General features: G+C 44.5%; 12 protein-coding genes. 4 read left to right on the forward strand and 8 right to left on the reverse strand.

The features are described from left to right. The first annotated feature begins 188 nt into the window (after positions 1–188). Positions 189–332, forward strand: a complete 144-nt coding sequence (locus O9290_RS20625) for an addiction module antidote protein (protein WP_004159469.1) — start codon at positions 189–191, stop codon at positions 330–332. Here the strand turns inward: O9290_RS20625 and ggt are convergent. The 3 genes from ggt to O9290_RS20640 all read right to left on the reverse strand — a co-directional run bounded on the left by ggt (position 329) and on the right by O9290_RS20640 (position 4145). Further along, positions 329–1873 carry a gamma-glutamyltransferase gene (gene ggt / locus O9290_RS20630; protein WP_061431305.1) on the reverse strand — a complete coding sequence of 515 codons (1545 nt, stop codon included), beginning with the start codon at positions 1871–1873 and terminating at the stop codon, positions 329–331. The two genes, O9290_RS20625 and ggt, sit on opposite strands and share 4 nt — an antisense overlap. 164 nt (positions 1874–2037) lie before the next feature. Beyond that, positions 2038–3069, reverse strand: coding sequence for a UDP-3-O-(3-hydroxymyristoyl)glucosamine N-acyltransferase (gene lpxD / locus O9290_RS20635; protein ID WP_004159474.1), 1032 nt, complete (start codon positions 3067–3069; stop codon positions 2038–2040). A gap of 191 nt (positions 3070–3260) precedes the next feature. After that, positions 3261–4145, reverse strand: a complete 885-nt coding sequence (locus O9290_RS20640; protein WP_288058825.1) for an all3515 family Zur-repressed PEP-CTERM protein — start codon at positions 4143–4145, stop codon at positions 3261–3263. A 452-nt stretch (positions 4146–4597) separates the two neighbouring features. On the opposite strand from O9290_RS20640, the gene O9290_RS20645 reads away from it, so the two are divergent. From O9290_RS20645 to plsY, 3 genes are all read left to right on the forward strand, one after another. Next, positions 4598–5623 (forward strand): ABC transporter ATP-binding protein, encoded by a 1026-nt coding sequence (locus tag O9290_RS20645; RefSeq protein WP_147073442.1) that lies wholly within the window; start codon positions 4598–4600, stop codon positions 5621–5623. A gap of 82 nt (positions 5624–5705) precedes the next feature. After that, on the forward strand, positions 5706–6401 hold the full coding sequence (gene fabG / locus O9290_RS20650; RefSeq protein ID WP_108937383.1) for a 3-oxoacyl-ACP reductase FabG: 696 nt from the start codon (positions 5706–5708) through the stop codon (positions 6399–6401). 69 nt (positions 6402–6470) lie between these two features. Then, the gene (gene plsY, locus O9290_RS20655; RefSeq protein WP_502846472.1) at positions 6471–7127 is read left to right on the forward strand and encodes a glycerol-3-phosphate 1-O-acyltransferase PlsY; all 657 of its coding nucleotides are present in this window, start codon (positions 6471–6473) and stop codon (positions 7125–7127) included. Positions 7128–7313: 186 nt separating this feature from the next. Here plsY and O9290_RS20660 read toward each other — a convergent pair whose 3' ends face one another. From O9290_RS20660 to dapB, 5 genes are all read right to left on the reverse strand, one after another. Further along, positions 7314–7814, reverse strand: a complete 501-nt coding sequence (locus tag O9290_RS20660) for a ribonuclease toxin HepT-like protein (protein WP_004159482.1) — start codon at positions 7812–7814, stop codon at positions 7314–7316. Continuing rightward, a complete protein-coding gene (locus O9290_RS20665) occupies positions 7792–8163 on the reverse strand; it encodes a nucleotidyltransferase family protein (RefSeq protein WP_012264857.1) in 372 nt (123 codons plus the stop codon). Before O9290_RS20665 ends, O9290_RS20660 begins: the two co-directional genes overlap by 23 nt. 26 nt (positions 8164–8189) lie before the next feature. Further along, on the reverse strand, positions 8190–8660 hold the full coding sequence (locus O9290_RS20670; protein ID WP_004159484.1) for a ribonuclease toxin HepT-like protein: 471 nt from the start codon (positions 8658–8660) through the stop codon (positions 8190–8192). Next, entirely contained in the window at positions 8642–8995 is a 354-nt protein-coding gene (locus tag O9290_RS20675; RefSeq protein WP_004159488.1) for a nucleotidyltransferase family protein, read from the reverse strand. The genes O9290_RS20670 and O9290_RS20675 overlap by 19 nt, the downstream gene beginning before the upstream one ends. 187 nt (positions 8996–9182) lie before the next feature. Beyond that, a complete protein-coding gene (dapB, locus tag O9290_RS20680) occupies positions 9183–10013 on the reverse strand; it encodes a 4-hydroxy-tetrahydrodipicolinate reductase (protein WP_052277225.1) in 831 nt (276 codons plus the stop codon). Positions 10014–10488 lie beyond the last annotated feature (475 nt).

The following is a 10488-nucleotide window of genomic DNA, read 5'->3' on the forward strand; positions in this document are numbered from 1 at the left end:
TTCAAAAACCTTGCATTATCCTTCTTGTGGTACATCGCTTGGTACAAAAAACAAGGGCAACAAAGCCTGAAACGACCGACTCCTGACGACCGGCTACTGACTCCTACCCCCAGGAAAAACTTTTTCAGCAGACCCTATTTAACAGTAAAGCCGTCGTAGAACGACGGGGTTTCAGACCCAAATTTTCGATGACTCGTATTGCTCGTGAGACGGGTTTGGGACGGGAGAGTCTCTATAAATCTTTGTCGAATCAGGGTAATCCAGAGTTTGCTACAGTTCTTAAGGTTTTGCAAGCACTTGGGTTACGCCTGCAAGTTGTACCCATTACCTAAAAATCCCTAATCACTAATCCTACTCCATCCCGACGCGGATCGCCCGTAGCGGTTAATTCCCCCCGATCATTCACTGCCACCCCATGCACACCCCCAAAAAACATATTTTGTTCTTGCCACCGGGATACTTGAGTATTTGCGGGTAAAACCAGATTTTTGAGCATATTTTCCCGATCTTCTAAAGGTTCAATTCCTAATTGTTGATTTTCCCAATGTATGCGCGAGGCAGCGATCGCATCGGCTAAAGATTGCCGAAAATCGATTAAATTGCTAATAACCTGCAAAATAGCGGTGCGAATGCGATTGGAACCCCCAGAACCGAGAACAAATCGCGGCTTTCCTTCCTCTAAAATCATCGTCGGGGACATCATTGAGGATAAACGACGATCAACCGGCCAATTGTGAAAACCAAAGGGATTTAAGTCCGCTTCCCCGATCATATTATTGAGCATAATTCCCGTCCCCGGCACGGTATAAGCCGATCCTTCCCCGTTGGAAAAGGTGGCACTGGCGGCATTACCTTCCCCATCGATAACACTAATATGGGTGGTACTGCCCCATTTATTGGGATATTTGCCTAAAAATTCCGACGAGAGGAATTGCTCTTCGATTCCCTCCTGATGGATAAAATTATCGTAGCCTTGAGCGCGCGCTTGATTGGTTAAGGCCATCACCTCCGTTAAAATTTGCAGATGTTTGGCTCCTAGATGCTCTAAAGCCGATAAATTAACTGCTTCTAGTAATTTTAGGGCAAAAGCTAGGAGAATTCCCCCAGAACTAGGAGGCGGATTAGTCAGTATTTCGTAACCCCGATATTGGGTTTTTAGGGGTTTTCTCTCAAGGACTTGGTAATGATTTAAATCCTCTAGGGTGAGATAACCACCCTCCTGCATATCCTTGGCAATTTGGTGGGCGATTTCTCCCTCATAAAAGTCTTTTACGCCTTTTTTGCTTAATTCCTCTAAGCTGTTGGCAAAATCCCTCATCACACAGCGATCGCCAGCTTGGAGGAGTTTTCCTTGCGGGGCATAGACTTTTAAACCCTCTCTATCTTTGAGCAGAATCGAAGATAGTAAACCCAGGCAAAAGCCGTTATATTGGCTCAAAATGTAGCCTTGACGAGCATATTCGATCGCTGGTTCCGCTACCACGGCAAAGGGCAATTTTCCCAGTTTTTTCTGCACTGTTTCCAATCCCCGTAATGCTCCGGTCGTTGCGATCGCACCTCGGCCAATGTGAAAATCTTGACTAGCACCACCAAAATCGATCGCCACTGGGTAAAAGTCGATATTTGTCAAGGGTTTTTTATATTTGGGAGTTTGACAAAAAAAATCAAAAAGGGTATTGACTTTTTCTTTGGTATGTGCTAGTAAAAAACCGCCGCCCCCCGCGGAAGCGAGGGTGAATTCGACCACGAAAGCCGCTAAAATCGAGCCAACTATCGCATCGAAGGCATTTCCGCCCATTTCTAAGATTAATTGTCCAGCTTCGGCAGTTTTTGGATGTCCTGCGGCGATAGCGCCCTTGCTTTTGCGAGTCACTTTGATTCAGTTATCAGTTATCAGTTATCAGTTATCAGTGGGGAGATGGGGGTGTGGGGTGTGGGGAAGTGGGGAAGTGGGGAAGTGGGGAGAAGGGAGAATAAATAGAAATAATCTCCTGTCTCCTGTCTCGGAGTCTCCTGTCTCCTGTCCCCTGAATAGGGCTATTTTTTAAATTGCTTAACCGCTTGATAGATTTCGGGTAAACGCTTGTAAGCGGCTGCTACCTTGAGGAATAACTTATGCGGCATAGCGGGAGAACCAGAAACCACTTCTCCTGCCCCGATATCGTTGTGAATGCCGGTTTGGGCGGTTGCGATCGCACCGTCCCCGATCGCCGCTTGATTGGCAATGCCCACCTGTCCCGCTAAAATAACACGATTGCCCACTTTTACGCCTCCTGCCATGCCTACCTGTCCTGCAAGGGCGCAAGCTTGGCCAATTTGGCAATTATGGGCAATATGGACGAGATTATCGATCTTAGTCTGGCTACCGATGCGGGTTTCTCCCACTGCCGGGCGATCAACGGTGCTATTACAGCCAATTTCTACCCCATCTTCTAAGACCACGATACCGGATTGTTCCATCTTAAACCAGCCTTCGGTAACCGGCACAAAACCGAAGCCCTCAGCACCGATAACGGCGCCACTGTGGATAACGCAATCATTGCCGATTTGTACCCGTTCATGGATGGTACAGTTAGCGTGGAGAATTGTGCGATCACCAATATGCACTCCGGGGTAAATAACGGCGTTAGGATGAATGCACACCCCATCACCGAGGGTGACATTGGCTTCTACCACGGCATGGGCCCCGATGGCGACTTTATGGCCGATTTTAGCCGATGGATGCACCACGGCGGTGGCGTGAATGTAGGGTTGGGGCTGAAAGGGTTGATAGAATAATTTGATGGCGTGGGCGAATAAAAGTCGGGGATTGGCACTAGCTAACCAAGCGATGCCGCGTTCGTCGGCCTGTTGTTGTAAATTGGTATCCAGGGGCAGAATTAGGGCAGTAGCGTCAGTTTTGGCGACAAAGGCAGCAAATTTTCCCCCTTCGATATAGCTAATGGTATCGACTAGGGCGGTTTCGATGGGAGTTATGGCTTTAATTTGGGGATTTCTGTCGGGATAGGCGGTCAAACTCTGGGATTGTACTAAAGGACTTAATTTTTGGGCAATTTCACTAAATTTCATAAATATATATTGCGATCGAGATAGGGCTTATCCTAGGATAGTTTAAAACTATACTGATAATCTTGTCGTTATTATAGTCAAAAAAGTTGCCAGTTTTTTAGGGAATAATTCCTGTTTTCCATTTCAACAAAGCCGATGTCGATCTGGAGCGGTTTTGGGGATAATTTTGCTCTCTCCAAAACCGATTGGTTTTAGTTTTTACTACTCGATCGAGTTAATACAATTGACCCGAACAGTATTAAGGCGATCAGAGTTGATGGTTCGGGAACTGTTTGAAAATCTAGGTTAAAAATTCCTGACTCTCCCCAAGAAAGGCTAAGATCTACCAGCTTAAAACTGGCTGAATATTTTCCCGGTCGAGAGGCAATAAACTTCGGTAAAAAGGAGAAGTTATCACCAGTCCCGATCGCATAGATATCGCCAGCATTAGCTAAAATTGTCTGTCCTAAAGAGTTAGCTACGGTTAATCCATCACTAATCTCTAACAGTTGTAAGGATAGGTTGGCATTACCTAAAGACCGATTCCACCGTCCCCCAGAACTGTTAAAAAGAGCTTGTTCTCCCAAGTCAGAGGAATTATTAATAGTTGCCACTGATTGCATCAGTAGATTGCTATATTCCTCCCCAGTGGCAGCACTAACAAAACTATTCTGAAAAATTCCTTTTCCCGCAATTAAGGAGAGAGGAGGCAATCCTGTAGAAGTCTCAGGAATGCGATTATTGCTGTTAGTAGGATTAACTACTGGATTACTAGACGGTCCGGAATAACTGTAAGTGCCGATACCGTGAAAATGAGGGGTTCCCTCTCGGTGAGCAACCAGAAGAGTTAACCGGTTATAGTTAGGATTGGCTAATCCCTCATAGATGCCCCGAGTTAAGGTGATTTGATTATCCACCCCGATATAAAATTCGGGCAAACTCTGACCAATGGCAGGCTCTTCAGCCTTAGCCACCGTTACCAGGGCGAAAGAAAGCGATAAAATGAAGCTAACAGCGATAAATGGATATTTAGGGCTTTTTTCGCCGATTTTATTCCCAGCACAAACTAATCCTACCCCAGAGACCTGTAGAACCATGATTTCTCTCCTTAATTAGAACGATAATCATTATCATTCTAGCGAAAAACCCTTGTTCCGATTCACTTTTGCCAACAAAGTTAATTTAAGTTAACGTGAACAATGCTGTCCCAATAAGTTGCCCGAGCATCTAAAGGGGTCGAGGTGGATCAAGGAACAGGCAACGCCAGAACAGCAGCGGGTCCTCTGGGGATGAGGCCAAATCCCGTCAAAGTTTATCTTGATCAAAAAAGATATAGCGTTTCCTAAGCTAGTGAGGTACACCTATTTTTCTTCCCTTTTGCCTTCTGCCTCTTGCATGAGTGCCTAAAACCCATCACTTTTGTACCTCAGCAGACTGAAAAACGCTATAAACAAAGCTGTACTAGATTTTGCAGTGGGGAATGTGGGTTAAAATAGACCAAGAAAGTTAACAAAAAAATTGTCTCGCTCAAGTCGGCGAAAATCAGCTTATGACCCTTGCGGTGGCGATCAAAAAGTTAAAAAAATCCTACGGTCAGACAGCAGCGGTTAAAGATATCTCCTTTACCGTGGCAGCGGGAGAAATCTTCGGTTTACTCGGTCCCAATGGTGCGGGGAAAACCACCACGATTCGCTGTCTTTGTACCCTTGCTAAACCCGATGGCGGCAAAATCGAGGTGGGGGGTGTCGATGCCCTGAATAACCCCAAATCCGCCCGTAAACGCCTGGGTTACGTTGCCCAAGAAGTCGCCCTCGATAAAATGCTCACCGGCCGGGAACTGTTGCAACTACAAGCGGCTCTCTATCACATTCCCCCTCAAAAGTCAAGAGAGCGCATCAAAGAATTAATAAATCTTTTAGGATTAGAGGAATACGCCGACAAAAAAACAGGAACCTATTCCGGCGGCATCAAAAAACGGCTGGATTTAGCTGCGGGATTACTGCATCAGCCGGAAGTTTTGGTGCTGGATGAACCGACTGTGGGACTCGATATCGAAAGTCGTTTGATTGTCTGGGATTTTCTGCGACAATTGCGGGCGGCCGGAACCAGTGTATTAATTACCAGCCATTATCTCGAAGAAATCGACGCTTTGGCCGATAACTTGGCAATTATCGACAATGGTATCGTCATCGCTCGCGGTACCCCCTCACAACTGAAGGAGCAACTGGGCGGCGATCGCATTACCCTAAAAGTGCGAGAATTTTCCCCAGAGGAAGAAGCTTTCCAAGCGAAAGAGTTATTATCCCGTCTGCCTTTTGTCGAGGAAGTGATCGTCAATACCGCCCAGGGTAACTCCCTTAATCTCATCGTCACGGCGAATAGCAATCCTTTAAGCAAAATTGAACAAACCCTAGCCGAATCGGGATTACCCGTGTTCAGCATGGCCCAATCCCGTCCTAGTCTCGATGATGTCTATCTGGCGGCCACCGGACGCACCCTGATGGATGCGGAAATTGCCGCCGCCAGCAGTCGCGACCTCAAGGCGGAGAAAAAACAAGCGATGAAGGAATCCTAGCCCGGCGAGAAAGGCTGTAATATTGCCTAATTGCCCGGTTAAATCATCTATAATTGGAGCGATCGATTATATATCAATCAATATGAAAGATAAACGGGTATTGCTGACCGGCGGTACGGGAGGACTGGGTTTAGGAGTCACTCCGGCGGTTTTACACCATGGCGGTCATCTAACCATGACCTATCGGGAGGAAAGGGAGGTAGGTCGTCTGAAATCTCGGCTGAGTGCGGCGGAATTTGAGCGTATTCGCTTTGTCAGGGTGGATTTAACCCAAGAAACTGCCGTGGCTAGATTAATTGATGATCTCGGTCGGGTCGATGTTTTAATTCATCTAGTCGGGGGTTTTACCATGGGGGCGACGGAGGAGTTTAGCTATGAAGATTGGCTAAAAATGTTCGATTTAAACCTCCATAGCACTTTTTTACTGTGTAAACACTGTTTACGCTCGATGAAACTTCATAATTATGGTCGTATCGTCACTATCGGTTCTCGTGGTGCCGTACAACCGGGGGCAAATTTGGCCGCCTATTGTGCCTCGAAAGCGGCGGTAGTGGCTTTAACCCAAGCGATTGCAGAAGAAACCAAACAGACTAATATTACCGCTAACGTGGTTTTGCCCAGCATTATCGATACTCCCAGCAACCGGGAAGCGATGGGAGAGGCAAATGCCAAGGACTGGGTAAGTCCCCAATCTCTAGCCGAGGTGATCTGTTTTCTGGCAGGGGAAGGGGCGAAAGACTTGCGCGGGGCGGCAATTCCCGTCTATGGTTCCCTGTGAGTGTTTTTTTGTCTTCGGGCTGATACACTGATGACGGCGCTCGCTCTTGCTAAAAATTGGGGTTAATTTATGCTTATTCCGATTCTTATCAGTCTTACTATCTTACTTTTATCCTATCTGCTCGGTTCGATTCCCACGGGTTATTTAATCGGTAAATACAGCAAAGGTATCGATATTCGTGACTATGGTTCCGGTTCCACTGGGGCCACCAATGTGTTGAGAACTCTGGGAAAATCTGCCGGGGCGATGGTGTTATTAATTGATATGTTAAAAGGAATGGCGGCGGTGGCCCTGGTACGAGGACTATATTTTATGGATGTCAATCCTCTCCCAGAAAGTTGGTATTATTGGTTAATTATCGGGGCAGCATTGGGGGCAATCATCGGTCATAGTAAATCGATTTTCTTGAATTTTAGCGGTGGTAAATCCGTCGCCACCAGTTTAGGGGTTTTATTGGTGATGAATCCCCTAGTGGCTTGCGGAACTTTGGCGAGTTTTTTAGTTATTCTGGCACTTTTCCGGATTGTTTCTTTAGGTTCGATTATCGGGGCGCTGGTGGTGAATATTTTAATGGTTGTTTTGGGTCAACCTCTCCCCTATATTTTATTTAGTTTGATGGGGGGAATCTATGTGATTGTTCGTCATCAGGGTAATATTAAAAGATTGTTGGCAGGGACGGAACCAAAAATAGGTCAGAAAGTACAGCAATCATCGGAAGTAAGTTAATAACTTTCTCAAGTCAGAATAACCACTGTGAAATGAAGTTGACGGCTCATCAGTTCTTTTATGAATAAGCTAAGACGCATTTTAACCGCCTATCCTTAGATTAGCTAAATCTCCCCCCGACGTCGGGTAGGGTTGGGGGGGTGTTGCCTCTTTCCCCATCTCAACAAGCAATCTTGTCTTTGAGGTTTAATTAAGACTGTCTGCTGTGGTTTTTAACCAAAGGATAAAACTATTAATATCTTCTTGGACTTGTAGCCATGTATTATAATAGTTATTAACCAGATTTTCTAGTTTTTGTTTTTCCAATTCAAAACCGTAGATATTGCGAACAACGTGCCGAAAGCTTAGGTATTCATTAAGTTTATGCACGGTATCTTCTCGTAATACAGCAGGACGATAATCTTGAGGTTTGCTCATACGATTTAATAGCCTTCTATGCCAGTCATAACTAGATGGTAAGCCACCATTTAACTCAGAAGCGATAATTTGAAAAATTCGTTCACATCCTGTATAGAAGTTATGGAGTTTTAGGGCTAAACTTTCGGCACAAATATGGGCTAGTGCCGGGTTGGTTAGCATTTCCGCTTGAACTAAACGCATTTGGCTTTCTAGCCGATTTAATCTATTAACTTCAGTGGCAATATCAAGGGCGATTTCTTGTAATTCACTGGCACTCATCGGACGCATAAAGACATTCTCCTGTTTGCAAAACTCTTTTAAGAAAATGAGGTTCTAAGTCTTCTATAGGCTTTAAATCAATCCAGCGAGCGCTAATTAAATTAACTTTTCCTAAAGCTTGAAAAAAACTTTCTGGGGGTATGCCAGCCACTGCTAGATCAATATCAGAAGTTTCCTGAAATTTACCTTTAACTAGAGAACCAAACAGGATAATTTTTGTAATTGGGAAATTTTCTTTTAAATAATCAATAACTGGCGGAAGATTTTTCCTTGCCTCTTGAGCTAATTTTTGATTATATTCCTGCTGTTCTTTTTGGCGTTTTTGCCAGTATTCAAGATAGGGATTATTAACCGACATAATCATTATAATATCGAGGATTTAGCTTAACTTTCTGCCCATTGTTCAAAGAAAATTTGAATATCTTTTTCTAAGTTTCTGTAGATTTTTCTTGCCCTGTCTAAATTAACTTTCAATTGCTCATAATCAATATTTGTGCCGTAGGCATGACGAAAAAAGTGCCGAAATCCTCGCAAACTATTTAACAAAGCGGCGGTTTCTGAAGAAATAAAAGCAGGACGAATTCCGGGGATAGGGACAGTCATTCTGTTTAATAAGGCTGTATGCCATTGCCGAGTATCGGCAATATGATTTTCAAAACAGGTAGCCACTATTTTAAGTAAATCCTCAGTGGCACTGTATAAATTATGGATTTGATAGGCAATGCTTTCCAGGCGAATGACATCATCGGGATTAACACCTTCGGCTCTAACAGCTAGTTTACCATCGATCGCTTTGATTAACTGTAATTGAGCATTTATATCAGCTTTCAACAGGATTAGTTGTCGGTTGTCCATAAAATTCCTTCTTCCCGAATTCGGTGGGCAAAATGACAGTTTTTCAGCAGAATAATATCCACCTCTCTCCCCAGATAATAGGACAGAATACTAATAGCCTCAAAGTGCAGTGCGGGATTGATATTTTCGACGGCAATATCCACATCAGAACCGGGGTGAAATTTATAGGGACGAGTCACGGAGCCAAAGATATAAGCTCGATTAATTCCGTATTTTACAGCATTTTCATGAAGCCATTGTTGAGTTTTCGCCAGCAGGGTTTGTCTTTGCTGTTCTCTTTGAATATCTTTTTCTTTGAGGATTTTATCGAGTTCTGGGGTAGGAAAAGCGCTCATGGGCTTATTTTACCATTGAGTTTAAGTAAGTGGTTCTAATTAAATAGAAGATAGATTGTGCCTTCGATCCCCCCTAACCTTGATCAGGGGGGTGCCGAACTGTTTGGTACTTTATTGATGACGACAATGCCCAATTAGCAAAGGTTTGAGCTATTACCACTACCATAAAATCACTACCTATCTTGATTTAGAGGATTTTTTCTAAACCGTAGACGAGGGATTGCAGCTGAGTAACTTTGCGGATAGAGAGGAGAACCCCCGGCATATAACAGGAGCGATCGCTGGTATCATGACGAAGGGTATAGATTTCCCCGGGGGAACCGAAAATGACTTCCTGGTGGGCAATTAAACCGGGTAAACGCACGCTATGAATACGGATGTTCTCAGCAGTTAAACCGCCTCTAGCGCCGGGGATAGTTTCTTTTTCGGAAACTTGGGCAGCATTAAAGGTTTTACCTAATTCTGCCAGTAATTCGGCGGTTTTGAGGGCCGTTCCACTGGGTGCGTCTGCTTTTTGATTGTGATGCAGTTCGATAATTTCCAGATGATCAAAGTAGCGGGATGCTTGCAGGGCAGCCTGTTGTAGTAAAACCATGCCAATGGAAAAATTGGGGATAACTAAACAGCCGGTGCTGGCTTTTTCGGCAAATTCGGCTAAATCTTGTAGTTGTGCCGGCGATAATCCCGTAGTTCCCACCACGGGACGCACTCCATAGGCGATCGCACTGCGGGTATTGTCATAAACACCGTCGGGATGGGTAAAATCCACCATCACCCCTTGCACTTTTTCCTGAGTTGCCAGGACTAAAACACTCTGCAAATCCTCGAGAATCGGCACTTCTAGGGGTTCACAACCGGCCACTTCCCCCACATCTTGACCTCGAAAAGCTGGATTTCGATCCACTGCACCCACTAAGATCATATCGTCGGCACGAGCAACGGCTTTAATGACTTCCCGTCCCATTTTACCGGCTGCACCGTTGACAACTACAGGAATCGGTCCTCTATTTTCGGTCATGGTTAATTATTCTCCTTATATATAACCTGAGTTCGGGATAAGAAAAGGGAGAAGTGATCTGCTGAAAAACAGAAAACCATTCAGCCACCTTGCCCTAGGGTTAGTATAGATGCTTTATTCTGTCCTGTCGATGATTTTTGCCAATAATTTGCACCTCAATGCTCAAAAAGCTTACTTGCTTATGGACTGAAGACTCGACAACGAAAAATAAGCTTATGTCTGGGGGAAATTATGACGATTTTAATCGCTTTTCATACGGCGGATTCAGGCTCAGTCTGGTACATCTTCTCAGTGGAAAGGCTTATCCAATAATACTAAATCCGGTTATTAAAAACTGATTATTTAGGGTTTGCTGAATAATGGTAAAACCCTTTTAAAATAAGGCTTTTGACCTGTTAAAATCCGATGTTCATGCTGCGAAAATCGGATTGGGACCATCAAAAACCTTGCATTATCCTTATTGTAGTACATAAGT

It is taken from the genome of Microcystis sp. LE19-41.2A (genome assembly GCF_027530405.1).
GTDB lineage: Bacteria > Cyanobacteriota > Cyanobacteriia > Cyanobacteriales > Microcystaceae > Microcystis > Microcystis aeruginosa.

Excerpts from the sequence above, each read along its gene's own strand:
- O9290_RS20625 (WP_004159469.1), top strand. The coding sequence starts at position 189 with ATGACTCGTATTGCTCGTGAGACGGGTTTGGGACGGGAGAGTCTCTAT.
- lpxD (WP_004159474.1), bottom strand. The coding sequence starts at position 3,069 with ATGAAATTTAGTGAAATTGCCCAAAAATTAAGTCCTTTAGTACAATCC.
- O9290_RS20640 (WP_288058825.1), bottom strand. The coding sequence starts at position 4,145 with ATGGTTCTACAGGTCTCTGGGGTAGGATTAGTTTGTGCTGGGAATAAA.
- O9290_RS20645 (WP_147073442.1), top strand. The coding sequence starts at position 4,598 with ATGACCCTTGCGGTGGCGATCAAAAAGTTAAAAAAATCCTACGGTCAG.
- fabG (WP_108937383.1), top strand. The coding sequence starts at position 5,706 with ATGAAAGATAAACGGGTATTGCTGACCGGCGGTACGGGAGGACTGGGT.
- plsY (WP_502846472.1), top strand. The coding sequence starts at position 6,471 with ATGCTTATTCCGATTCTTATCAGTCTTACTATCTTACTTTTATCCTAT.
- O9290_RS20660 (WP_004159482.1), bottom strand. The coding sequence starts at position 7,814 with ATGCGTCCGATGAGTGCCAGTGAATTACAAGAAATCGCCCTTGATATT.
- O9290_RS20665 (WP_012264857.1), bottom strand. The coding sequence starts at position 8,163 with ATGTCGGTTAATAATCCCTATCTTGAATACTGGCAAAAACGCCAAAAA.
- O9290_RS20670 (WP_004159484.1), bottom strand. The coding sequence starts at position 8,660 with ATGGACAACCGACAACTAATCCTGTTGAAAGCTGATATAAATGCTCAA.
- O9290_RS20675 (WP_004159488.1), bottom strand. The coding sequence starts at position 8,995 with ATGAGCGCTTTTCCTACCCCAGAACTCGATAAAATCCTCAAAGAAAAA.
- dapB (WP_052277225.1), bottom strand. The coding sequence starts at position 10,013 with ATGACCGAAAATAGAGGACCGATTCCTGTAGTTGTCAACGGTGCAGCC.